The organism is Methylocystis sp. Uni0008, from assembly GCF_056838045.1.
On record NZ_CM166370.1, the window covers coordinates 1,778,035 to 1,799,855 of the forward strand.

Sequence of the window (21,821 nt, forward strand, 5' to 3'; positions counted from 1 at the left end):
TTGCTCCTCTACGCTCGGTCTTCCGGATTTGAATACCGAACCACGCACATTGGCAATGCGTGTCCTTACCAACAGAAACTAGTCGCGACGCAGGATTGGCGACGCAGGTTTTCGGGAGCCGCGGTCCCCGGCGCCGCTCGCCGACTCCAAAACATCTCGCCCGTTGAGGACCATTCGGACCAGTTCCGCGAGGTTTCTGACGCGCATCTTGGCCATCACATTGGCGCGGTGCGCTTCGACGGTGCGCACGCTGATGCCGAGATCATGGGCGATCACTTTGTTCGAGTAGCCTTCAGCGAGCCTTTCAAGAATTTCTCGCTCTCGCTTCGTCAGCGACATGAACCTTTCGGACATCCGCCGCTCGTCCGAATAGCGCGACTGCTCGGCGGCGTCCCGCGACAGCGCCCGCTTGACGGCTGCGAAAAGCGCATCGTCGTCGAAAGGCTTTTCCAGGAAATCCACGGCGCCCCGCTTCATCGCCTCCACGGCGAGCGGCACGTCGCCATGACCCGTGATGATGATGATCGGCAATCGAAGATTTCGGTTTTTCATCTCGAGAATGAGATCAAGTCCGCTCACCTCCGGCATGCGAACGTCGGCGATCACGCACCCGGCGCTCTCCGGCCCGACGGCCGAAAGCATGGATGGCGCGGACGGAAAGCTCGACACGGCGTAGCCTTCAGATTCGAGGAGAAACTGAAGCGCGTCGCGCACCGCCGGGTCGTCGTCGACGACAAAAACCGTTCCTGGGTTCATCCGTTGAACTCTCGCCCTCGCAACGGAAGATCACAGGAGAATATAGCGCCCCCGTCAGGGTTGGCCTTAGCCCATAGGCGCCCATTATGCGCCTCTACGATTGCCTGCGAAATGAGCAGCCCGATGCCGGCCCCTTTTTGCTGCGTCGCAAAAAACTCGAACAGATCAGCGTCCTCCCGTTCGCCGACCCCGCAGCCGGAATCCTGAATTTCAAATCGGATCGCTCCCGCAGCATCCGTCGCTGTGGAAATCAGCAGCTCGCGTCGCGCGGATCCGTGCATCGCCCCAATCGCGTTTCGCAGAAGGTTCACCAGGACATGCTTGATCTGGATCCGGTCGGCGACGATGCCGTCGTCTTCTTCCGTCAGACGTTTGCTGATCGAGACGCCGGCTTCGGCCGCTTCCGCGGCCATAAGGTCGAGCGTCTCCTCGATTAAAGAATTGAGCCGGACATCCGTCTTGTCGGGCTCGCCCAGCGCGGCAAGCTCGCTCAGCCCACGGACCGCCTGCCCCGCCCGGATGATCTGCACCGAAGCCTTGTCGAGCGCGTCGACGATCGGCGCGACCGACTCCCTAGGGAGCCCGCCTGTGAGGCGTTGCGCGGCTCTCAGATAGGCGCTCGCCGCGGTCAAGGGCTGATTGATTTCATGGGCGAGAGTGTCCGCCAATCCGCTGACCGCTCGCAATCGTTCGAGTTCGCCCCGCCCGGCGCCAAGAACATTGCGGCCAGCATCATCCACCGAAGCCACCCTACTGGCATAACCTGACGTGGAAATTACGCCGCATCCGCCGCCGACTGCAATGGCGCTCGGCGCTGGTAAAGCGATAGCCCACCACGAACCCGCCCACAAGCTTAACCGCTGCAGCCGCGCAGACGGCTTTTCTGGGCATTGTCGCTCGCTCGCAGAGGGGCGGCGCTGAGGCTGCGACGACGCTCACGCCGCGCGGGGAAATTTCCACGCGCGGCCGTGGTCCCTCGCTAGTTGTGGCTCTGCGTCTCCATCGAGCCCTCGGCGCGCGTCCCCTCGCCCGCCATAAAGTGCGAAGCGATCGTGCGACGCGCCGATTGACCTCGGTACAGGCTCTCGAAGGCGCGGGCGCGCTGGGCGTGGCCATTCAATTGCGGACGGTCCCGCATGAAGAGTCCGAGAAGGAGGAACACGTCCGTCGCCAGCGCCTCTGCGCCGAGGTCCAGAAGCCGTCGGATATCCGAGACCATCATCTCGAACACGAACCACTCGCCCCTGCGCAGATTGAGCAGATAGCTCGCGAGCAGGCGCTTCTGCTTCAAAGAAAGCATAGCGCCGGAAAGCTCTTGGTGAGCTTTGAGACTCGACCGCTCCGCACACCACGACATGGACATATCGAACGCTCCCGCCGTTCTTGCGCGCCTTGCTGCAATGCTTGCCCGCCACTGACGTGGCGGCGTTTCACTTGAGTTTGGACAACAGAGCCATAGAAGCACGCTCGCATGTAAAGCAAAATTGGTAGACTTACGTAAAAGAGATTGGGTCAGACCAGTCCTGGTCGTGATTTCATCATGCGGTAAGGCCATCGGCGAAACAACGCGCGCGCCGAGAGGAAAGGCCGAGGATCGCGTGCGATTCGGCGACCAATAAAACCCTGATTGACTCTGATATCGCTAAAAATTCAATTTCTACGTAAGATTACCAGCTTGGCAGCAGCCTAGTCTCAGCGAAATATGAACATTGCTCAGCCTGTGCGTTTCGGCGAGCGGCGGGCGTCCCCTTGCTTCCTTCTTCCCGAGTTACTGAACAAACTTCTACAAGTTCGGAGGTGCGGAAGAATAGTTGGAGCGAAACTGGAGCGAATCATATGGGCACTGCGGTCAACAAGTCACGGAGAGGTTTTGCGTCGATGCCGCTGGAGCGACGGCGTGAAATTGCGCGCAAGGGCGGCAAGAGCGTCCCGAGCGAACAGCGCAGCTTCGCGAAGAATCCCGAACTCGCCTCGACTGCGGGACGCAAGGGCGGCTTAGCCGTCAGCGCGGCCAAGCGCAGTTTTTCCATCGATCGCCAGCTTGCGTCGCAGGCGGGCAAAAAGGGAGGCCACGCCTCGCGCAGCACGCCGCGCGCCGAGGACGACATCATGTCAGGAGGCGCATGACGGCGCTTCTGCGACGCGCCGCTGTTCGGGCAATTGGCTCTCGAGATTTGTCGCTGTCGCAACCGATCAACGTCGGCGACGGGCGCTCTGGAATGGAGCTGCTCCGGCGTTTAGCGTGCTCGCAGAGCCCGGCGTTTCGCTGTTAGAATGTTCAAGGCCGACGGCATTTTGCAGTTGTGCGCCGGATCGCGAGGCCCAATGGTGGCGCAGCGCAGGCATCCGCGGAACGGCGTTGATGGCGATTCGACTCCGATTGGTCTTGGGACTGCTGCCGCTGATCGCCGCCACAACGACAGAAGTAGCAGCCGCGCAAGACGCGCGGCTTCCGAGACTCTACACAAATGAGGCGCTAATCGAGGATGTGACGCGAAAGGCGGAGCTCGCCATCGACGACCCCATCGCCGTCTTCGCCTTCGTGCTCGGCGCTCTTCCAGAGCAAGTTCGAGTCTATCCGACAGAGAATTATTACTATTTCAGCTTCTTCCTCAATGGGAGCCGCTATTCAGGCAATATCCGCCTGCCGGCGGCCGATCGTGACCGCGGCGAACTTCGTTTCGAATATTTTCAGGAGCCGAGCGCGTGGGCGGCGCCCGGCAACGCCCATCACACGACGCTCGGCGCTTCGCAGGGCGTCAGAGTGGAGCGGATCGCTCCCCTACTCTATCGGGTTTCGCAGGGCGCAAAGAGCGTCATATTTGCGCTCGAGGATTTGTCGAAGGCGCAGCCGCCTGCGAGCGCCGTCGGTCCCGATGAAGAATTTCTTGGACCCATCATCGATGAATCGGGGATACGATTCTACCTCGTCTACAATTCACGACTAAAGCTCTTCCATTATGTTCTCGACGAGAGTTCGGCCGGCGCAGACGAATTGGTCCGGTCCCGGCGCACGGATCGACTTGTCGTCGGCCGAAGGTCCGGCTTTGCGTTCTACCGCGATCATTGGCGCGAACGCCGCATACTGATAGGCGTGCGCGAAGAAGATTCGCGTCTGAATACATATTTCGATGGTCCGTTCGACCAATTGCCGGAAAACTTTGTCGAAGGCGAAAAGCTGCGACACGCGATCGTCGACTCGGACCCCGCCGTCAAAGGCGACATCGATCGCTTCGGCAATTTCGTCGATGGCAGCGGGCGCTATCTGATCCACCCCTACATTCGCTATAGAACGCGAAACGATCTTTATGCGTTGTACAGATGCGCAACCGGCGCTCGTCTGCCGCCGACTTACTACAGGTGCCTCGCAAGCAATGATGACGGGAGAGGCGGCCTCCTGGGCCACCCCGTCCGGCGAGAGGGCGGCGCCGCCCGCCATCGCAGCAAAGCGGCGCCAATCCGGTGAGCGCGCGGCCTGCTACCAGCAGCGGCGCCACACGCGGCAGCGACGGCCGCTATAAGCACCGTGCCAGCACCGCCGCCATACGCGGCACCTGGCCTCCTGAACCATCGACGAGACCGCCGTGGCTTCTCCGATTGCGGCGCCGTTCGCCGGCGCTGCAGTCGCGGGCGCCGCGCTTAGGAACAGACTAAACAACCCAGCCGTCGCCAACGCCATCAAGATAGAGCGCATTCCGATCTCCTTTTTCGATACATGGGCCGCGCCTCGACGCTCCGCCGAAGCCGGCGGAGCGTACGCCTGGAAGCAATCTCGATGTGCTTTGGCTTCCGACCCAAAACAACGAATAATTGGAGCCTTAGGGAAAAATGACAAGCCTATGGTCGAAGCGATGCGCCTCAGACGTCTCATGAAGGAGGGCCGGCAAAATCACGCTCCCTGCCACAGAGGCGTTCTGTTCGAGGCGAAGCCCGGACATGCTGCTCGCCCATGCCCGGCATGACTGTTGGCGGGACACAAGCGCACCGGCGAGCATTGGCGCTCGCAGCGCTGATCATCGCCGGCGAGTCGGTTTTTCTGCTGCCGTTCGTATTGGCGCGCGTCTTCCGACCGACGCTTCTCGAAGTCTTTCACCTCACCAATTTTGAACTTGGCGCCGCTTATGCGGTTTACGGGGTGATCGCAGTGGCGGCGTATTTACTTGGCGGCCTGCTGGCTGATCGTTTTCCGGCGCGCACGATGTTGATCGTCGCATTGACGTCGACCGCCGCCGGCGGCGCCGTTATGACGGCGATTCCTTCCCCATCGACGCTTGCGCTGCTGTACGGCTACTGGGGCGTCACCACGATCGCCCTCTTCTGGGCGCCGTTGATACGCGCCACGCGTGAGTGGGGGCTCGACTCTTCACAAAGCCGCGCCTTTGGCTTGCTCGAAGGCGGCAGAGGCGCGCTGGCCGCCGTCATGGCGTCGTTCATGGTGATTCTCTTCGCCGCGGCGCTGCCGACAGACGGCGAAACGGTAAGTCTCGCACAGCGCACGGACTCATTGCGACTGATCATCGTGGCGCTGTCCGCGATGACCTGCGCCGCCGCCCTGCTGATCTGGCTGGCGCTGCCGGAGCGCAACGCGCCGTCATCAAGCGACATGTCGATAAGCGGCGCCGCTCGCATGTTCGCCATGCCATCCGTCTGGCTTCAGGCGGCAATCATTCTCTGCGCCTATGTCGGATTCAAAGCAATCGATGACTTTTCGTTGTATGCGCACCAGGTCATCGGACTTGACGAGGTGGACTCAGCGCGGGCCGGCGTCACATCGCTCTGGATACGACCGTTTGCGGCCATTGGCGTCGGCTATCTTGCTGAGCGTATTGGCGCGACGATTATGACGGTCGTCTGCTTCGCGCTGCTCGCAGCCGGCAGTTTCATACTCGCCTCCGGCGCCCTTGGAGCCGGCATGGTTTGGGCGTTCCTCTTGACGATCGTTCTCAGCGGCGCCGGGGTATTCGGGCTGCGCGGCTTGTATTTCGCGATCATGCAGGACACCCAAATTCCAGTAGAGCATACCGGGATCGTGGTGGGCTTCGTCTCGGTCGTCGGCTTCGCTCCGGACATTTTCATGGGGCCGCTGATGGGCTATCTGCTCGATGAGTGGCCTGGGGCCGCCGGACACAATCGCGTGTTTTGGGCCGTCGCCCTGTTCGCGATTTTGGGATTGATCGCCAGCTGCCTCTTCGCGCGTTTCGCACGTGCGCAGACCAAACTGTGAGTTCCCACTGAACGCTTCGATGCGATCGTCGAGCGCTTGCCGCAGGCGCGTGCTGAACCAGTTGTAAGCTTGGATCTAGCCGCACCGCCAAGCGAGGCGTTGGCGGAAGCGGAGCGGTTCATGGGCTCAGTCTTTCGACCCGCCGCGAATTTCTGGGCATCGCTTGCACTCCTCATTCTGGGGCTGGCGCTCGTGGCCTTTCTACTCGCTATTTGGCTTTGGCCGCACAGCGATTATGCGCGACGCGTGAATTGGGCGCCTGCCCAACCGGTCCCGTTCAGCCACCAACATCACGTGAGCGGATTGGGGATCGACTGCCGCTATTGTCATAACGGAGTCGAAGTTTCCGCCAACGCAGGCATGCCCCCTACTTATACCTGCATGAGCTGCCATTCGCAGATCTGGACCAACGCCGCGCTGTTGGAGCCGGTGCGCAACAGTCTGAAGGAAAATCGGCCGGTCGTCTGGCGGCGGGTCACCGACGTTCCGGACTACGTTTACTTTAACCACAGCATTCACATCGCCAAAGGGGTCGGCTGTTCGAGCTGTCACGGCGACGTGGCCAATATGGCGCTCACCTACAAGGCCAAATCGCTGACGATGCAGTTCTGTCTCGACTGCCATCGCGATCCTGGCCCGCATTTAAGGCCAAAGGACAAGATCTACGACACTGACTGGACGCGCAACGAGTCAACGCCGGCGCCCGAACTCCTGCTCGCCCAATATGGCGTTCCGCAGAGAAACCTGACGGACTGTTCGATATGTCACAGGTGAATGGGCAATGGCGTAGTCTGGAGGAACTGGCGCGGGATGCGGAATTCCTGTCGCGCGTCGGGCGGGAATTCCCGATGCTGGGCGAAGCGCTTTCAGCGCCGCGCGATCGCCGGCAGGCGCTGGCGCTGATGGCCGCCTCATTGGCGCTCGCGGGCGCGGGCCTCGGCGGATGCGACGGCGCGCCCGAAGGACATCTCACTCCCGCCGTTCGCATGCCGCCGGGCATGGTTCCGGGCGCGCCCGACGACTACAGCAGCGCGCATATCGAGGGCGGCTACGCCGCCGGAACCGTCATCAAACATTTCATGGGACGGCCAATCAAAGTCGAAGGCAATCCCTTTCATCCGGCGAGCCTCGGCGCGACGAGCCCGATGGCGCAGGCTGAACTCCTCAACTTCTACGATCCGCGCCGTTCCTGGGGCGTGACGCAAGGCAATCTCCCGCGAAGCCGAGCGGCGCTCGAGCAGGCCCTCGGCGAGCAGCGGGATAAACTCGCGGCGACTGGCGGCGCAGGCTTCGTGATCCTGACCGGCGCTTCGACATCGCCGACGCTGGGCGCGGAGCTCCGCGCGCTTCGTGATTCCTATCCGCAGATTCGCTGGCTGCATTGGGAGGCGATCGGGCGCAAAAACGTCGAAGGAGGCATGGCGCTGGCCTATGGCGCGCGTCTTGAACTCAAGCCGCAACTTAAGAACGCCGACGTCATTCTGGCCATCGACAGCGATCTCCTGAGCGCCGCGCCGGGTCATCTGCGCATAGCGCGCGAATTTGCGGCGCGACGCAATCCGACGCGCGCGAAGATGAACCGACTTTACGCGATAGAAGCCACGCCGTCGCTTACCGGCGTCGTCGCCGATGAGCGCTTCATCGCCGGACCGCGAGAATCCCACCGGATCCTGCTTGCGCTCTCCGGCGCGCTGCTCGGCGGGCCGAGCGTGGAAGGTCCGCCCTGGCTCGAAAGGATCGCGTCGGATCTCAAAGCCAATCGCGGCCGCGCCTTCATTCACCTGGGACCAGATCACTCGCCGGAAGCGCATGCGCTCGTATCCTCCATGAACGAGGCGCTCGGCGGACGCGACGCCACCTACGCGCTGCTCGAGTCCGCGATGCTCGCGTCGTCGGACGAATCCCTCTCCCTCGGCGCGCTCGTAGAAGATATGCGCGCGGGTCGGGTCAGCTCCCTGCTCATCATCGACAGCAATCCGGCCTATGCCGCGCCGGGCGCTCTCGGCTTCGCGGAGGCTCTGGGTCGCGTGGATTTCAGCCTCTGCCTCAGCACGACGACAAACGAAACAACGGCCGCATCGCTCTGGGCCACGCCGATGATTCATCCTTGGGAGGGCTGGACCGACGCGCGCGCTTTCGACGGCACGGCGAGCGTCATGCAGCCGCAAGCGCTGCCCCTCTATCAGGGCGTCGACCCGCATCGCGTATTGGGACTGCTGCTTCGACCTGATCCGCCGAGCGACTTCGATCTCGTGCGGCAGACGTGGAAGGATCAGCTCGGCAGTGAAGCTTGGGCCGACGCGCTGGCTCAAGGCGTCATCCCCAGTAGCGCCGGTCCCCCGAGCCGACGGCCGCTGCGCGACGCTGCGGGGCGCGCGCGACTTCCCGATCCGCCCACAGGCGCGACGGTCCTGCTGCTTCGCCCCGATCCCTATCTCCTCGACGGGCGTTACGCGGATAATCCCTGGCTCCAGGAACTGCCCCGGCCGCTGACCAAGATCAGCTGGGGCAATCCGCTGATGATATCGGCCAAACGCGCCCGCCAGCTGTCGCTGACGGACGGCGACATCGTTCGGATCGCCGTTGACGGCGTGCATACGACGACGCCGATCGTCATTGCGCCGGGTCAGTCGAACGACTGCGTCGTTGCGCTCCTTGGATTCGGCAGAAGCCACGCAGGCCCGGTCGGGCAGAATATCGGCGTCGATTTCTTTGCGTTCACCGGTCGATCGTGCGGCTCTGCGGACATTCAGAAAACCGGCGCAACGGAAGAGCTGGCGAGCACGCAGCACCACTCTACGATCTTCGACGAAGGCGGCGTCTATGCGCGCCATGGCGTGCTGTCGCAGTTCCTCAGAGATCCCAGCTTCGTTCGAGGAGACCAGGAGCCACAGCCATCCTTTTATGAATGGCGGCCGGAAGGTCCCGCCGCCTGGGGCATGAGCATCGACCTCAACGCCTGCATCGGCTGCAGCGCCTGCGTGGTCGCCTGCCAGGCGGAAAACAATATTCCAGTCGTCGGCAAGGCGGAGATGCTGCGCGAGCGCGAAATGTATTGGCTGCGCATCGACCGCTATTACGATGGATCGCCCGAGTCGCCGAAAGTCAACTTTCAGCCCGTTCTCTGCATGCACTGCGAGGAGGCGCCTTGCGAGCCGGTGTGTCCGGTTGGCGCGACAATGCATGACGCCGAAGGGCTCAACGTCATGGTCTACAACCGCTGCATCGGCACGCGCTTCTGCTCGAACAATTGCCCCTACAAGGTTCGCCGCTTCAATTACTTTGACTTCGCCGGCGAGGAGCGGCGCGCAATCGAGTCGCGAAACCCCGAGGTCACCGTGCGCGCGCGCGGCGTCATGGAGAAGTGCACCTTCTGCCTGCAGCGCATCGCCGCCGCGCGCATCGTCGCCGATCGCGAGGACGGGAAGGCGTCCGCGGTCGTCACCGCCTGCGAAGCAGCCTGTCCGACGCAGGCGTTCACTTTCGGCGACCTTGCGGAGAAAGGAAGCGAAGTCGCCGCGCGTCGCGCCGGACCGCTGTCCTACGCGCTGCTCGCCGATCAGAACACCAGGCCGCGCGTCACCTATGAAGCGCACATTTTCAACGTCGAGCCCGTGAAAGAGACACAGAAATGACGGTGTGGCAGGCAGCGTCGACGCTCGATGTCTCCGCGAGAGGCAGGCGGCCGCGCGCCAATGATCCGATCGTGGCGCCCGAGCAGACCATATCGACACTGACTGAGAAAATATCCGCGCCGCCGCTGCAGGAGAAATGGCCCTTATGGTGGAGGCTCAGCCTCAGCGCGGCGATTTTCTTCGTGCTTGTTCTCGTCGTCGCCAGCGGCTGGCTCTTTTATGCCGGCGTTGGCGTCTGGGGCGTCGACTGGCCCGTCGTGTGGGGTTTCGCGATCATCAATTATGTTTGGTGGATCGCGATCGCGTCGGGCGGAACTTTCATCTCGGCGCTCTTCTATCTCGCCGAAGTGGAATGGCGTAGCGCGCTCAACAGAATCGCCGAGACCATCACAGTCTTCGCCGCCGCCTGCGCAGCGATCTATCCGGTTTTGCACCTGGGCAGGCCGTGGCTGTTCTACTGGCTGTTCCCCTATCCCAACACCATGACCCTCTGGCCGCAGTTCCGCAGCCCGCTGCTCTGGGACTTCGTCGCGATCCTCGTCTACGTCATCTCCTCCATCCTCTTCTGGTATTTCGGCCTTGTCCCCGATCTCGCGACGATGCGCGACAAGGCCGTGACTCCGCTCAAGCGCCGCTTCTACGGTCTGCTCGCTCTGGGCTTTAGAGGCTCGCGCAACGACTGGCGCTACTACCGTGTCGGCTATGGCTTGCTCGCCGCGGTCATGACGCCGCTCGTGATTTCGGTGCACAGCATCGTCGGCCTCGACTTCGCCGGCGCCGCGACCGTCGGATGGCATTCAACGCAGTTTCCACCCTTCTTCGTTTTTGGCGCCCTGTTGTCCGGCTTTGCGAGCGTGATGCTGCTCGTTGTGCCGCTGCGGCGACTGCTCGGGCTTGAGGATTTCATCACCGGCCGCCATTTCGACATCCTCGGCAAGCTCTTGCTGACGAGCAGTCTGTGCGTGGGTTACGCCTATCTGATGGAGGCGTTTACGACCTTCTATGGGCCGGACGCCGCCGAGAAGCGGCTTTTCATCAACAAGATTACGGGCGAGCTGGCGCCGGTCTACTGGGCGACCATTCTCTTCAATGTGCTCGCTCCGCAACTGATGTGGTGGCGCCGAGTCCGGCTTAGCGAGATGCTTGTTCTTCCCATCAGCCTCGTCGTGATCGTCGGGATGTGGTGCGAGCGCTACGTCATTGTCGTGATGAGCTTGCGCCACACGCATCTGCCGTCCGCCTGGGGCGGCTATACGCCGACGATCTGGGATTGGCTCACGTTGTTCGGCACCATCGGTCTTTTCATCGCCGGTTTCCTGGTCGCCATTCGCCTGCTGCCCACGCTTTCAATGTTCGAGATGCGCGAAGTGATCTTGCGCAATGCGGAGCGCGAAAGATGAGCGCCGTGGCCGAGGCGCGGGCGACGCCGAACGCACTGACAGCGTCTTTCCTCTCCGAGGAAGCTGCGCTCGCGGCGCTCGCGCGGCTCGATGACGCCGATGTCGGCGACGCACAGCTCTTCAGCCCTGTTCCGCCGTCCGAACCGCCGATGCGGACCCGGCTCCCGGCAATGGCGCTGGCGATGGGCCTTCTCGGCGGCGCAGCGTCCTTCGGACTGCAAACCTATGCGAACGTCAAAGCCTATCCCCTGGATATTGGCGGCAGGCCGCCGTTTTCCTGGCCGTCGTTCATTCCCATCGCTTTCGAAGCCGGCTTTCTCGCCGTCGTGCTCACCACCATTATCGGCGCGGGCGCGCTCTGCGGTTTCCTGCGCTATTACGACCGGGTCGACGAGACCCGAGCGATACGGGACGCGATGATCGATCGTTGGGTGATCATCCTGCGCACGGCGAATTCCGAGGCCCTGACGACGGCGCGGGAACTCCTGAAACAGAGTAGCGGCGCCCGCGCGATCGAAGAGGTCGAGCTGTGACGCGGGTCTCCCCCATCATCGCTCTGTGCGCTTTGGCCGCGTGCAGCGACATGAGCAACCAGCCGAAGCAGCGCAGCTATTCTCCGCTCGTCGGTCCTGCACAGACGCCGTCGGACGTCGTCGCCTTTCTGTATCGCGAACCGCCCGCGCCGCCTTTGACGCTCGCGCTGGTCGAGCGCGGACAGCAGCGCTTCCGGATTTTCTGCACGCCCTGTCATTCGGAACTTGGCAACGGCCAGGGCATGATCGTCCAGCGCGGCTTCCCTGCGCCGCCTTCCTATGACAGCGAGCGATTGCTGAAAGCGCCGACGCGTCACTTCGTCGATGTGATCGCGCGAGGCCACGGCGCCATGTATTCCTATGCGGCGCGCGTCCCGCCGGCTGACCGCTGGGCGATCGCCGCTTACATCCGAGCCTTGCAGAAGAGTCAGAATGCGTCCGCGGCGGATCTTGCGGCGTCGAAAGGGGAGGCTGCGCGATGAGCCGCATTCTCATGATCCTGGCGGGCGCAGCGGGATATGCCGGAGCGTTTCTCGGCTGGACCCTGGCTCCGACGAGTTTCGGCTTTGCCTGGCTGGTTGCGATCAGCGTATGGATCGCTTGGCCGCTCGGCGCAATGGCGCTGACGCTGATCCATGCGCTGACGGGCGGACGCTGGGGATACGCCATTCACGATGTTCTCGCGGCTGGCGTGAGGAGCGCGTTTCTGCTCCCGCTCTTTGTCATTCCTTACGCGCTGACCGCGCATCAAATATATCCCTGGCTGCAGGGCACCGCGCAATTTCACAACGCAATCTATCTCAACGCCCCCGGTCTCGTGCTGCGCGGCGTGATCTATATGCTGATCTGGCTTATTCTAGCGGCGCTCATGGCGCGCGCGGCTGACGACCGCAGGGAACTCGCGCGGATTGCGCCGGCTGGCCTCATCGCTCTCGCCCTGACCACCACCTTCGCCGTCATCGACGCGATCATGTCGCTTGATCCGAATTTCTCGTCCAGCCTGTTCGGTCTTGTATTCATAAGCGAGATCGGCGCGCTCTCGCTCTCCATCGCGATACTCGCGCTGATCTTTTCATCTGCTCCAGACCCCGAAGCGTTACGCCAGCTTGCCCGGGTGCTTCTCGCCTTCATCTTCCTGTGGAGCTATCTCGCCTTCATGCAGCTTTTGATCGTGTGGCAGTCGGACCTTCCGCATGAAGTCGCCTGGTATCTCCCACGCTGGCGGCAGGGCTGGGACATGATCGCCTGGGTGATTGTCTTGACGCATTTCATCGCGCCTTTTTTTGCGCTGCTTTCGAACAGAGCGCAACGCTCGCCGAAAGCCCTGGGTTTCGCCGCCGCGTCGACAATCCTGGGCGGAATTCTTCATCAGTTCTGGCTAGTCGCCCCCGCCGCCGGCGCTAAATCAGGGGTAATCGCGCTGCTCACGCTTTCCGCCCTGCTGGCGATGTTCTGCACGTCGTCCGTGATGTCGCGGTGGACAAAACGGATTTGGAATATGGTTGAGGCTTAGCGCAATGCAGGAGGATGACCTTGCGCCAGCTTCGCACGAAGTAAGCGATGTCGGCGGCCGCTTCATTGCGATCGGTTTCGTCTCCACGACCCTCGGCGTCGTTTCCCTCGCCATTATGGCGTTGGCCATCTACCCGGGCTCGCTTGTCGACAGGACGCTCAATGCGCCACTGCCGCCTTATCCTGAACCGCGGCTGCAGATCAATCCTGGCGAAGACTGGGCGGACTTCCACCGGCGCGAACTGGCGCGCTTGAACAGCGACGGCTGGATCGATCAGTCGAAAGGCCTTGCGCATATTCCGATCGACGTCGCGATGCGGAAAATCGCCCAGCAGGGCATTTCTGACTGGCCGAGCGCTGCTCAGCCGCTGAAGGAGAATGCAAATGAAGCTGCTCCTTACGCTGGCGGCGTTGCTGCTTCTCAATCCCTTTCCCCCGGTCCATGCGCAACAAACGCCAAACACGACGGGGATTGCTTACGAGAAGAAACTCGGCGCGCGCCTTCCGTCCGAAAACGCCTTCCTCGATGGAGACGGACATGGCGTTCGTATTGGTGAATTGTTCAATCGCGCGCCGATCATTCTCGTATTCGGCTATTTCCATTGCGAAAAGCTCTGCGGCATGACGCGGCTGGCAACATTGCGCGCCGCGCAGAAGGCCGGCCTGTCGGCGGGCGCCGACTATGTGTTCGTCGCGGTCAGCATCGATCCGCAGGAAACTTTCGACGCCGCACGAAGCGCGCGTGACATCGACTTCGCCGCGGCGTCTCCGAGCGGCGCGACTGATGACTTCCACTATCTCACAGGGAAGCAGGCGGACATCCGCGCTTTGGCCGACGCAGTCGGATATTCCTATCGCGGCGGCGCGCGATCGCAGACCTATGTTCATCCGATCGGCGCAGTTATCGTCACGGCGCAGGGCGTCGTCTCCAGCTATCTATCCGGCATCGGGACCTCACCCGAAGAGATGGCGCGCGCTATTACCGCCGCCGCCGAGCAGAACATTGAGTCACGCGGGTCGCCTGCGCTGTTGCTCTGTTTCGACTTCGATTCGTCGACCGGCCGATACACATTCGCCATCATCAAATTCTTGCGCCTCGGCGTCCTCGTCGCCGCGCTTGCGCTCGCCGCAATGATCTACCGCGAGTTCCGGAAAGGGGCGCGGGCATGAATGGCTACTGGCCGAGCGCGACGGTGGAGGGGCGTGAAGTCGACTTTCTGATTCTCGCCCTTTTGCTCGTCTCCTGCGCCGTGCTTGCTCTCGTCTTCGGGCTCATCCTTCTCTACATGGTTCGCTACCGTGCCGGGAGCCGCGCCCATCGCGGCGCGCCGTCTGGGAAGACATGGGGATTCGAGATCAGCTGGACCGCGGCCACTCTCGCGGTTTTTTTTGGCCTGTTTATCTGGGGCGGCGACCTCTACGTGCGCCTGTTCCAGCCGCCTGCCGACGCGTTGCAGCTCTATGTCGTTGGCAAGCAATGGATGTGGAAGGTCGAACATCTCGGCGGTCAGCGCGAAATCAACGCTCTCCACATTCCGGTTGGTCGGCCGATCCAGCTGGTGATGACGTCGGAGGACGTCATTCATGATTTCTCCGTGCCGGCGTTTCGCATCAAGCATGACGTCCTGCCGGGCCGGTACGAGACCCTGTGGTTCCAGGTCGAGATCCCCGGGACGTTCGAACTCTTCTGCACCCAGCTCTGCGGCGTTGGACATTACACGATGACGGGCAAGGTCATCGCGATGTCGCAGCCGGATTTCGAGAAGTGGCTTTCTGGCGATGCGCCGACGGGCGGACGCGAAGACATGGCGGCGGCCGGGAAGGAACTCTTCACCGCACATGGATGCAGCGGCTGTCACGGGGACGGCGGCGTCGGAGGTTCACCCGAGACGACGGGGATTTCCGCGCCGGCGCTAGCAGGGCTTTTCGGCCGCCCGGTCAAACTGCAGACCGGCGCGACCGTAACGGCCGACGAGAAATTCATCCGCGACTGCATCCTCACGCCCGACAAGACGCCTGTCGCGGGCTATCCGCTGATCATGCCGTCCTTCTCGGGCCAGATCAGCGAAGAAAAAGTGCTGCGGCTCATCGCCTATATCAAATCGCTGAAATCCGGGGGCCGGACATGACGCATTCAGCGCCGCAGGTTTCCTATCTCGAAGATGGCTATACATTGCGCAGCTGGCTGCTCACGACGGATCACAAGCGCATCGCCATTCTCTACCTCGTCGCCATCACCTTCTTCTTCTTCGCTGGCGGCTTGGCAGCCTTTCTCATGCGCTACAATTTGATGTCTTCGCATGGCCTGCTCGGATCGGCAGAGACCTACAACCGTCTTTTCTCGATGCACGGCATATTGATGGTCTGGTTTTTCCTCGTTCCCGCTGTGCCTGTGACGCTGGGAAATTTTCTGACGCCTCTGATGCTCGGGGCCCGCGATCTCGCGTTTCCGCGCCTCAATCTGCTGAGCTGGTATTTGTTCATGGTCGCCGGCTTCGTCGCGCTCTATGCCGTCGTCGTCGGCGGCGTCGATACCGGCTGGACCTTTTATACGCCGCTCACCTCTCTTTTCTCGAAGGGGCATGTGGTTGCGGCTGTCGTCGCCATCTTCATAGCGGGATTTTCGTCGATCGCGACGGGGCTCAATTTCATCGTCACTATTCACAAGCTCCGCGCTCCAGGCATGACTTGGTATAAAATGCCGGTCTTCCTGTGGTCGCTCTATGCGACGAGCGTGATCCTTGTGCTCGCGACTCCCGTGCTCGCGATGACCTTGCTGCTGCTCGCGTTTGAACGCATCTTCAGGATCGGTGTGTTCGATCCGGCGATTGGCGGCGACCCGCTGCTGTTTCAGCATCTCTTCTGGTTTTATTCGCACCCCGCGGTCTATGTGATGATTCTGCCGGGCTTTGGCGTCATCAGCGAGATCATCCCGGCGTTCTCTCGCAAGGAGCTCTTCGGCTACAAATTCGTCGTTTGGGCAAGCATTGCGATCGCCGTGATCGGCTTCCTCGTCTGGGGCCATCACATGTTCGTCGCGGGGGCCTCGCTATATTCCGCGCTCGTCTTTTCGCTCCTCAGCTACATGGTCGCGGTGCCGTCGGCCATCAAAGTCTTCAACTGGATCGGCACGATGCATAAGGGCTACATTCATTTCGACTCGCCGATGCTCTATGCGATCGGCTTTATCGGCTTGTTCACCACCGGCGGCCTCACCGGCCTCTTCGTCGCGGCGCTCGCCGCCGATGTTCATCTGACGCAAACCTATTTCGTGGTCGCGCATTTCCATTATGTGATGGTCGGCGGCATGGTTTCCGCCTATTTCGCCGGCCTGCATTTCTGGTGGCCGAAGATTACCGGACGGCTCTATCCGGAGATGTGGGGACGCGCCGCGGCAATCATCATGTTCGTGGGGTTCAACGTCACTTTTTTTCCGCAGTTCCTGCTTGGATATTTCGGGATGCCGAGGCGCTATTTCGCCTACCCGGCGCAATTCGAACCGCTGAACCTGCTGTCTTCCGCCGGCGCGCTGGTGCTCGCTATCGGCTATCTTCTGCCGCTCGGCTATTTTGCCTGGTCGCTCTTCTATGGCGAACGCGCGCCGGCGAATCCATGGAGCGCCACCGGCCTGGAATGGACGACGCCATCGCCGCCGCCGACGGAGAATTTCCCCGTGACGCCGACGGTCACTGAAGAGCCTTATCAGTACAAGCAGATGGAGGCCGCCGCCCATGAGTGACGCCGCCGCTCATGAATTTCAATTCGCCAGCGCCGAACATCAGCGTGAAACGGCGATCTCCGGAATTTGGCTTTTCCTCGCGACCGAGGCGCTGTTCTTTGGCCCGATCTTTCTGGCGTGGATCTTTGCTCGCCTTGCCGATCCGAGCGCCTTCGACGCCGCCGCTCGACGGACGGCGCTGATGATCGGCTTGACGAACGCGGCGCTGCTGATCGCGAGCAGTTTCGCCTATGGCGTCGCACTGGCGTATATCGGCTTGGGCCGCCGTCGCGGGATGGTGATCTCGCTGCTGATCGCTTGTGCGCTCGGCGCCGCCTTCCTCGGCCTCAAATTCGGCGTGGAATGGCGGATGGATCTCAAGGAAGGTCTATTTCCCGGCGTGAATTTTGCCATTCAGGGTCCCGCGAGAAGCGGCGCGCAACTCTTCTTCACGTTCTACTTTTTCAGCACGGCTCTGCATGGCCTGCATCTCGTCGTGGGGCTCGGGCTCATCGCCTGGATCATCGTGCGAGCGAGACAATTTACGGCCGAGCGTCACACGCCGGTCCGCGTCGTCGGCCTCTATTGGACCTTTGTCGACATCGTCTGGCTCATTCTCTTTCCGCTGATCTATCTGATCGGACGCGCGACATGACAGCGGCCGTCATTCGCCTTCTGGCGGTCGCGTCGCTGATGTTCGCGCTGCTCGCCGCGGAGCTTGCAGCGACCTTCGCCTTTCCGGGGTGGGGACGCGCCGGCGTCGCCGTCGTCGCGGCGACAATGGTCGGCGTGGCCGCGTTCGGACTCATGGACCTGGGGCGAGAGGGCGCGACCGTCTGGCTGTTCGCTGCCGCGGCGGCGCTTTGGCTTGTGATCCTTTTGGGCCTCGGCAGTCTCGATCCTCTGACGCGCACGCTCTACCCGACGGTGATCGCCGCGCCTTGAGACCCGGCGGCCTCGCTTTACTCGGCCGCCTGCTTCATTTCCGGATAGGTGCAGTGCGCGTCGGCCATTGTCTGGCGCGGGCGCAGCGGGATGACCTTCGCTTCAATAAAGGGCAGGCCCAGCGTCGACCAGACGTCAACCAGCGCCTCGACGAGCTCGGCGACATGGGCTTCGCCGTGACGCGGCGTCGGCGTGATGCGCAGACGCTCCGTGCCGAGCGCCACGGTCGGATAGTTGATCGGCTGGATATAGATCGAATGGCGCCGCAGCAGCAGATCGCTCGCCTCCTTGCAGAGCGCCGCGTCGCCAACCATCACCGGCACGATATGCGAATTGTTGTCCATCACCGGCAGGCCGGCCGCGCGCAGCGCATGTTTCGTCAGCATCGCCATGTGCTGATGACGGGCGCGCTCTTCTCCGGAATGTTTGAGATGGCGCACGGCGGCGCGGGCGCTCGCGGCGACCATCGGCGGCAGCGTGGTCGTAAAGATGAACTGTGGCGCATAGCTGCGCACCGCGTCGACGATCGCCGGACTTGCGGCAATGTAGCCGCCGAGCGCGCCGAACCCCTTGGCGAGAGTGCCCTCGATGATGTCGACGCGGCTTTCGACGCCTTCGCGCTGACAGATTCCACCGCCTCTGGCGCCATACATGCCGACCGCATGAACTTCGTCGACATAGGTGAGCGCGTTGTACTTCTCAGCGAGTGCGACGATCTCCGCGACCGGCGCGATGTCGCCGTCCATCGAATAGAGGCTTTCGAAGACAATGAGCTTGGCGCGTTCCTTACCGGCGGCCTTAAGCAATTCCTCGAGATGAACGACGTCATTGTGACGCCAGATCTGCTTCTCGCACCCCGAACGGCGAACCCCCTCGATCATCGAATTGTGATTGAGCGCGTCCGAAAGGATGAGGCAATCCGGCAGCAGCGACGCCACTGTCGAAATGCCGGCAAGATTGGAAATCCAGCCGGAGGTGAAGACGAGCGCGGCGGACTTGCCGTGCAGATCAGCGAGCTCCGCTTCAAGCTCGACGATCGGATTGTGTGTGCCGGAAATGTTGCGCGTGCCCCCTGCTCCGGCGCCATGGCGGTCCAGCGCGTTCCGCGCGGCGTCGATCACGGCCTGATGGCCGCCCATGCCGAGATAGTCGTTCGAGCACCAGATCGTGACCTCGCGCGGCGAATCTTCTTCGCCCTCGGGCCGCCACAGCGCAGTCGGGAATCGGACGGCGTCGCGTTCGAGATTGGCGAAGATCCGGTAACGCTTTTCCATCTTCAAGCGCGCAATCGCCGACTGGAAATGGTGGTTGTAGCTCAGGGCCATCGGATTCATTTGAGTCTCCATCGGCATAATAACTTCCCTTGACGCGCCATTCTGCGTAACGCCTAAATTCCGTTCATTCGGGAGCGGCGAAGCGTCGCTTCGATTGCGACGACCCGAAGCGAATCACAGCTATTCTCTTCATCCGTCGGATGAATCTCCTTGACGCCCCAGGACCAGAGCGCATTGGCGCGCAGCGGCGCAACCAGAAACCAGTGCTCGGCGACTGCAAGCGCCATGAGCGTCGCGAGTATCGTGTAGCCGACAAGCTCGAACGCCGTCGTCGCGGCGAGCGCCTTCTGCGCGATCAGCACGGTGACGACGGTCGAGGCGGTGACGGAGAGCGGAAAGAACAGATTCATCGGCCTGCGGGTCATGTAGGTCGCGAGGTAACGCAAATGCTCCGGCAGAAGCTCTTCGCTCAAGTTCGGCGCGCCGAAATAGAGATTGAGTTTGGCGCTCGTATGCATCCACCAGAGGACGAGGAACGTCCACGCGCCGATCTGATTCGGCTGACCGCGCGTCAGAGCGACGAGCGCGATGGCGCACAGGATGATCGCGATCTCGTGATAGAGGCTCGTGCGCACCGCCTCGACGAAGCGCGGCCAACCGCGCAACTGCGGGGGACAGGCCGTTTTCCGCGGTCCGGTAATGAACCCCATGTAGTAGCTCACGAGCTGCCAGGCCCAGGCGGTCAGTCCGCAAAGGAACGCATAGTAGGCGGCAGACGCCGTCGTTTCGGCGCTCGTTGCAACAAAACCCCAGAGCGACAGCGCAAAGAGCGCTGTAGCGCCCGCCATGCTCCATGCGAAGGAGCGGCGAGAAAGCCCGTCGAGATAGAGAATCGCGCCGGTGCTTCCCCACCAGACGAGGAGCGTTGCGAGGATTGGCGGGACATAATCGAACATCGACGTTCTCACCAGACCGGCGCGAGACGAATTTCGACCGGCAGCGCATTGGACTTTGCCGGCAAGGCATAGAGGCGCGCGAAGGTCATCGCCGCGGCGGCCGCCAGCGTCGCCTGTTTGACCCTGGCGACGACGCCCTTGCGCTTCTTTGCTTCCGCGATCGCGCGTTCGATCTCGACGAGACGATCGAGGCCCGGCTTGAACGCCGGATGATCGAGATCGAGCGTGATCGGAAACACCTGGCGGGAGATTTCCGTCGTCAGGCGCAGCACCTTGAAGTCGTAGTCGTCAGGATGCATGCCGATCGCCGCGTGAAACGCAGGCCGGCAATGATCGCGCACATACATCGTCGCAAAGACGGCAAGGAGAAAGAACTTGATCCAGTAGACGTTCAAGCCCGAGACGAGCTTCGGATTGGCGCGCATCAGCAGCGCGAAGGCTTCGCCATGACGGAACTCGTCATTGCACCACTTCTCGAACCATTTGAAGATCGGATGGAAGCGCCGCTCGGGATGGCGCTCCAGCTGGCGATAAATCGTGATGTAGCGGGCGTAGCCGATCTTCTCCGAGAGATAGGTCGCATAGAAGATGAACTTCGGCTTGAAGTAGGTGTATTTCTTCGCTTTCGTCAGAAAGCTCAGATCGACGCCAATGCCGAAATCCTTTAGCGTATCGTTGATGAAGCCCGCGTGGCGGGCCTCGTCGCGGCTCATGAAGGCAAAGAGGTTCTTCATATCCTCGTTGTGCGCGCGCTTCTTCATTTCGGCATAGAGCACGCAGCCGGAGAACTCCGCGGTGATCGAGCTGATGAGAAAGTCGCGGAATTCCTTGTCGAGATCCTCGGGATAGACGAAGTCGCCGTCGAATTCGGCCGTGCGCTGAAAATGCTTGTTGTTAGGATCCGAACGCATCTCGTCCATCAGCGCGTCCCATTCGGCGCGCACGGGCGAGACGTCGGTCTTGTCGAGTTCTGCGAAGTCCGTTGTGTAGAAGCGCGGACTGAGAAGCGTATCTTCCTGCGCGACGCGGGTCGCTTCGAGCGAGACATTTTGGCGCAACGGAGCATTCATAGCGCTCTCCTGTTCGTGAAGCTGACGTCATAGAGTTCGGTAAGTTCGAAGTTGCCGAGGAACCGAGTCCACAGCCGTTCGATGAATCCCGCGCGAATGATGGTCGCGCGGCGCTCGACCGTAATGCGATACCCGAAAGGCGTTTCGGTCGGCGCGTTCTGCACGAGCACGCGATCGCCGGGACGCATCTCGAAATCTCCTTCGATCTCGACATGGGCAAAAAGGCTCTCGGCGGTATGGCCGATTTCGACAGTGCATGGCGCTTCGAACGTCTGGCGCGTAAGAGGCAGCAACCAGTTCATGGCTGGCGCCTCCGTTCGGCAAAGAGTTGCGCGAAGGCGCGCGAATTGTCCGGCCCGAAAGCGTCGAGATTGACGCGTCTGCCCGTCGCCGCATCTTCGAGCGAAAGCGTGCCGTCGCTCCAGCGCGTCAAGGCGAAGGGGGTCGAGGCGTCGAGGCCCGAGCGGCGCCGCTCGCGCGCAAGCCCCCGAAGAGTCGAGCGGATGAAGCCATAGGCGCCCGGCTGAACGACATAAAAGGCGGAGCCGTCGCGCGCATCGCGTACGGCGATCGCGCCGTCGTCGCGATCCTCGAAGCGCAGCGCGAGACTTTCGATCGCGTTCGCCACGGGCATATGCAGCGTGCCGACGTCGGTGAGGTGCGCGAGTCCCGTCGTCAGCAGCGCGAAACCGATAAGCACGGCCGCGCCGCGCAGGACGGGGCGTGGCACGCCGTCATGCGCGCTTGCGGGAGTTTCGTTCTTGCCGATCGAAGCTTCGCTCATGATCTCCACCCCTT

The 21,821-nt window shown here is 62.0% G+C and carries 22 protein-coding genes; 14 read left to right on the forward strand and 8 right to left on the reverse strand.

Translation table 11 applies throughout. The features are described from left to right. Window positions 1–78: 78 nt before the first annotated feature. From fixJ to AC0X69_RS08685, 3 genes are all read right to left on the reverse strand, one after another. Window positions 79–756, reverse strand: a complete 678-nt coding sequence (fixJ, locus tag AC0X69_RS08675) for a response regulator FixJ (protein ID WP_482613047.1) — start codon at window positions 754–756, stop codon at window positions 79–81. After that, window positions 753–1,496: a sensor histidine kinase gene (locus AC0X69_RS08680; RefSeq protein WP_482613048.1), complete on the reverse strand. Its 744-nt coding sequence runs from the start codon at window positions 1,494–1,496 to the stop codon at window positions 753–755. Before AC0X69_RS08680 ends, fixJ begins: the two co-directional genes overlap by 4 nt. 239 nt (window positions 1,497–1,735) lie before the next feature. After that, window positions 1,736–2,056, reverse strand: a complete 321-nt coding sequence (locus AC0X69_RS08685; protein ID WP_482613049.1) for a hypothetical protein — start codon at window positions 2,054–2,056, stop codon at window positions 1,736–1,738. Between the two features lie 536 nt (window positions 2,057–2,592). Here AC0X69_RS08685 and AC0X69_RS08690 point away from each other — a divergent pair. The 14 genes from AC0X69_RS08690 to AC0X69_RS08755 all read left to right on the forward strand — a co-directional run bounded on the left by AC0X69_RS08690 (window position 2,593) and on the right by AC0X69_RS08755 (window position 17,723). Further along, window positions 2,593–2,883: a con-10 family general stress protein gene (locus AC0X69_RS08690; protein WP_482613050.1), complete on the forward strand. Its 291-nt coding sequence runs from the start codon at window positions 2,593–2,595 to the stop codon at window positions 2,881–2,883. A 235-nt stretch (window positions 2,884–3,118) separates the two neighbouring features. Beyond that, window positions 3,119–4,222 carry a hypothetical protein gene (locus tag AC0X69_RS08695; RefSeq protein ID WP_482613051.1) on the forward strand — a complete coding sequence of 368 codons (1,104 nt, stop codon included), beginning with the start codon at window positions 3,119–3,121 and terminating at the stop codon, window positions 4,220–4,222. A gap of 483 nt (window positions 4,223–4,705) precedes the next feature. Continuing rightward, the gene (locus tag AC0X69_RS08700; RefSeq protein ID WP_482613052.1) at window positions 4,706–5,980 is read left to right on the forward strand and encodes an MFS transporter; all 1,275 of its coding nucleotides are present in this window, start codon (window positions 4,706–4,708) and stop codon (window positions 5,978–5,980) included. 120 nt (window positions 5,981–6,100) lie between these two features. Further along, a complete protein-coding gene (locus AC0X69_RS08705) occupies window positions 6,101–6,754 on the forward strand; it encodes a cytochrome c3 family protein (protein WP_482613053.1) in 654 nt (217 codons plus the stop codon). Further along, window positions 6,742–9,615 (forward strand): TAT-variant-translocated molybdopterin oxidoreductase, encoded by a 2,874-nt coding sequence (locus AC0X69_RS08710; RefSeq protein WP_482613054.1) that lies wholly within the window; start codon window positions 6,742–6,744, stop codon window positions 9,613–9,615. Before AC0X69_RS08705 ends, AC0X69_RS08710 begins: the two co-directional genes overlap by 13 nt. Continuing rightward, window positions 9,612–11,015: an NrfD/PsrC family molybdoenzyme membrane anchor subunit gene (nrfD, locus tag AC0X69_RS08715; RefSeq protein ID WP_482613055.1), complete on the forward strand. Its 1,404-nt coding sequence runs from the start codon at window positions 9,612–9,614 to the stop codon at window positions 11,013–11,015. Before AC0X69_RS08710 ends, nrfD begins: the two co-directional genes overlap by 4 nt. After that, window positions 11,012–11,548 (forward strand): DUF3341 domain-containing protein, encoded by a 537-nt coding sequence (locus tag AC0X69_RS08720; RefSeq protein WP_482613056.1) that lies wholly within the window; start codon window positions 11,012–11,014, stop codon window positions 11,546–11,548. The genes nrfD and AC0X69_RS08720 overlap by 4 nt, the downstream gene beginning before the upstream one ends. A 50-nt stretch (window positions 11,549–11,598) precedes the next feature. Then, window positions 11,599–12,030 (forward strand): c-type cytochrome, encoded by a 432-nt coding sequence (locus AC0X69_RS08725; protein WP_482613057.1) that lies wholly within the window; start codon window positions 11,599–11,601, stop codon window positions 12,028–12,030. Next, complete coding sequence (locus AC0X69_RS08730) at window positions 12,027–13,061, forward strand: hypothetical protein (RefSeq protein ID WP_482613058.1); 1,035 nt, start codon at window positions 12,027–12,029, stop codon at window positions 13,059–13,061. The genes AC0X69_RS08725 and AC0X69_RS08730 overlap by 4 nt, the downstream gene beginning before the upstream one ends. 383 nt (window positions 13,062–13,444) lie before the next feature. Beyond that, window positions 13,445–14,230, forward strand: a complete 786-nt coding sequence (locus AC0X69_RS08735) for an SCO family protein (protein ID WP_482613059.1) — start codon at window positions 13,445–13,447, stop codon at window positions 14,228–14,230. Continuing rightward, window positions 14,227–15,189, forward strand: a complete 963-nt coding sequence (gene coxB / locus AC0X69_RS08740; protein ID WP_482613060.1) for a cytochrome c oxidase subunit II — start codon at window positions 14,227–14,229, stop codon at window positions 15,187–15,189. Before AC0X69_RS08735 ends, coxB begins: the two co-directional genes overlap by 4 nt. Then, a complete protein-coding gene (locus AC0X69_RS08745; protein ID WP_482613061.1) occupies window positions 15,186–16,799 on the forward strand; it encodes a cytochrome c oxidase subunit I in 1,614 nt (537 codons plus the stop codon). Before coxB ends, AC0X69_RS08745 begins: the two co-directional genes overlap by 4 nt. Continuing rightward, the gene (locus AC0X69_RS08750; RefSeq protein ID WP_482613062.1) at window positions 16,792–17,433 is read left to right on the forward strand and encodes a cytochrome c oxidase subunit 3; all 642 of its coding nucleotides are present in this window, start codon (window positions 16,792–16,794) and stop codon (window positions 17,431–17,433) included. The genes AC0X69_RS08745 and AC0X69_RS08750 overlap by 8 nt, the downstream gene beginning before the upstream one ends. Beyond that, window positions 17,430–17,723, forward strand: a complete 294-nt coding sequence (locus AC0X69_RS08755) for a hypothetical protein (protein ID WP_482613063.1) — start codon at window positions 17,430–17,432, stop codon at window positions 17,721–17,723. The genes AC0X69_RS08750 and AC0X69_RS08755 overlap by 4 nt, the downstream gene beginning before the upstream one ends. A 17-nt stretch (window positions 17,724–17,740) precedes the next feature. Here AC0X69_RS08755 and hemA read toward each other — a convergent pair whose 3' ends face one another. The 5 genes from hemA to puhC are packed head-to-tail and all read right to left on the reverse strand — an operon-like array spanning window position 17,741 to window position 21,807. Next, complete coding sequence (hemA, locus tag AC0X69_RS08760; RefSeq protein ID WP_482613064.1) at window positions 17,741–19,057, reverse strand: 5-aminolevulinate synthase; 1,317 nt, start codon at window positions 19,055–19,057, stop codon at window positions 17,741–17,743. Between the two features lie 53 nt (window positions 19,058–19,110). Next, entirely contained in the window at window positions 19,111–19,953 is an 843-nt protein-coding gene (gene puhE, locus AC0X69_RS08765; RefSeq protein ID WP_482613065.1) for a putative photosynthetic complex assembly protein PuhE, read from the reverse strand. An 8-nt stretch (window positions 19,954–19,961) separates the two neighbouring features. Continuing rightward, window positions 19,962–21,023, reverse strand: coding sequence for a magnesium-protoporphyrin IX monomethyl ester (oxidative) cyclase (gene acsF, locus AC0X69_RS08770; RefSeq protein ID WP_482613066.1), 1,062 nt, complete (start codon window positions 21,021–21,023; stop codon window positions 19,962–19,964). Beyond that, window positions 21,020–21,325: an O2-dependent cyclase accessory protein gene (locus tag AC0X69_RS08775; RefSeq protein WP_482613067.1), complete on the reverse strand. Its 306-nt coding sequence runs from the start codon at window positions 21,323–21,325 to the stop codon at window positions 21,020–21,022. Before AC0X69_RS08775 ends, acsF begins: the two co-directional genes overlap by 4 nt. Beyond that, window positions 21,322–21,807, reverse strand: a complete 486-nt coding sequence (gene puhC / locus AC0X69_RS08780) for a photosynthetic complex assembly protein PuhC (RefSeq protein ID WP_482613068.1) — start codon at window positions 21,805–21,807, stop codon at window positions 21,322–21,324. Before puhC ends, AC0X69_RS08775 begins: the two co-directional genes overlap by 4 nt. Between the last annotated feature and the right edge of the window lie 14 nt (window positions 21,808–21,821).

Excerpts from the sequence above, each read along its gene's own strand:
- fixJ (WP_482613047.1), bottom strand. The coding sequence starts at position 756 with ATGAACCCAGGAACGGTTTTTGTCGTCGACGACGACCCGGCGGTGCGC.
- AC0X69_RS08685 (WP_482613049.1), bottom strand. The coding sequence starts at position 2,056 with ATGCTTTCTTTGAAGCAGAAGCGCCTGCTCGCGAGCTATCTGCTCAAT.
- AC0X69_RS08690 (WP_482613050.1), top strand. The coding sequence starts at position 2,593 with ATGGGCACTGCGGTCAACAAGTCACGGAGAGGTTTTGCGTCGATGCCG.
- AC0X69_RS08695 (WP_482613051.1), top strand. The coding sequence starts at position 3,119 with ATGGCGATTCGACTCCGATTGGTCTTGGGACTGCTGCCGCTGATCGCC.
- AC0X69_RS08700 (WP_482613052.1), top strand. The coding sequence starts at position 4,706 with ATGCCCGGCATGACTGTTGGCGGGACACAAGCGCACCGGCGAGCATTG.
- AC0X69_RS08705 (WP_482613053.1), top strand. The coding sequence starts at position 6,101 with ATGGGCTCAGTCTTTCGACCCGCCGCGAATTTCTGGGCATCGCTTGCA.
- AC0X69_RS08710 (WP_482613054.1), top strand. The coding sequence starts at position 6,742 with ATGTCACAGGTGAATGGGCAATGGCGTAGTCTGGAGGAACTGGCGCGG.
- nrfD (WP_482613055.1), top strand. The coding sequence starts at position 9,612 with ATGACGGTGTGGCAGGCAGCGTCGACGCTCGATGTCTCCGCGAGAGGC.
- AC0X69_RS08720 (WP_482613056.1), top strand. The coding sequence starts at position 11,012 with ATGAGCGCCGTGGCCGAGGCGCGGGCGACGCCGAACGCACTGACAGCG.
- AC0X69_RS08725 (WP_482613057.1), top strand. The coding sequence starts at position 11,599 with ATGAGCAACCAGCCGAAGCAGCGCAGCTATTCTCCGCTCGTCGGTCCT.
- AC0X69_RS08730 (WP_482613058.1), top strand. The coding sequence starts at position 12,027 with ATGAGCCGCATTCTCATGATCCTGGCGGGCGCAGCGGGATATGCCGGA.
- AC0X69_RS08735 (WP_482613059.1), top strand. The coding sequence starts at position 13,445 with ATGAAGCTGCTCCTTACGCTGGCGGCGTTGCTGCTTCTCAATCCCTTT.
- coxB (WP_482613060.1), top strand. The coding sequence starts at position 14,227 with ATGAATGGCTACTGGCCGAGCGCGACGGTGGAGGGGCGTGAAGTCGAC.
- AC0X69_RS08745 (WP_482613061.1), top strand. The coding sequence starts at position 15,186 with ATGACGCATTCAGCGCCGCAGGTTTCCTATCTCGAAGATGGCTATACA.
- AC0X69_RS08750 (WP_482613062.1), top strand. The coding sequence starts at position 16,792 with ATGAGTGACGCCGCCGCTCATGAATTTCAATTCGCCAGCGCCGAACAT.
- AC0X69_RS08755 (WP_482613063.1), top strand. The coding sequence starts at position 17,430 with ATGACAGCGGCCGTCATTCGCCTTCTGGCGGTCGCGTCGCTGATGTTC.
- hemA (WP_482613064.1), bottom strand. The coding sequence starts at position 19,057 with ATGAATCCGATGGCCCTGAGCTACAACCACCATTTCCAGTCGGCGATT.
- puhE (WP_482613065.1), bottom strand. The coding sequence starts at position 19,953 with ATGTTCGATTATGTCCCGCCAATCCTCGCAACGCTCCTCGTCTGGTGG.
- acsF (WP_482613066.1), bottom strand. The coding sequence starts at position 21,023 with ATGAATGCTCCGTTGCGCCAAAATGTCTCGCTCGAAGCGACCCGCGTC.
- AC0X69_RS08775 (WP_482613067.1), bottom strand. The coding sequence starts at position 21,325 with ATGAACTGGTTGCTGCCTCTTACGCGCCAGACGTTCGAAGCGCCATGC.
- puhC (WP_482613068.1), bottom strand. The coding sequence starts at position 21,807 with ATGAGCGAAGCTTCGATCGGCAAGAACGAAACTCCCGCAAGCGCGCAT.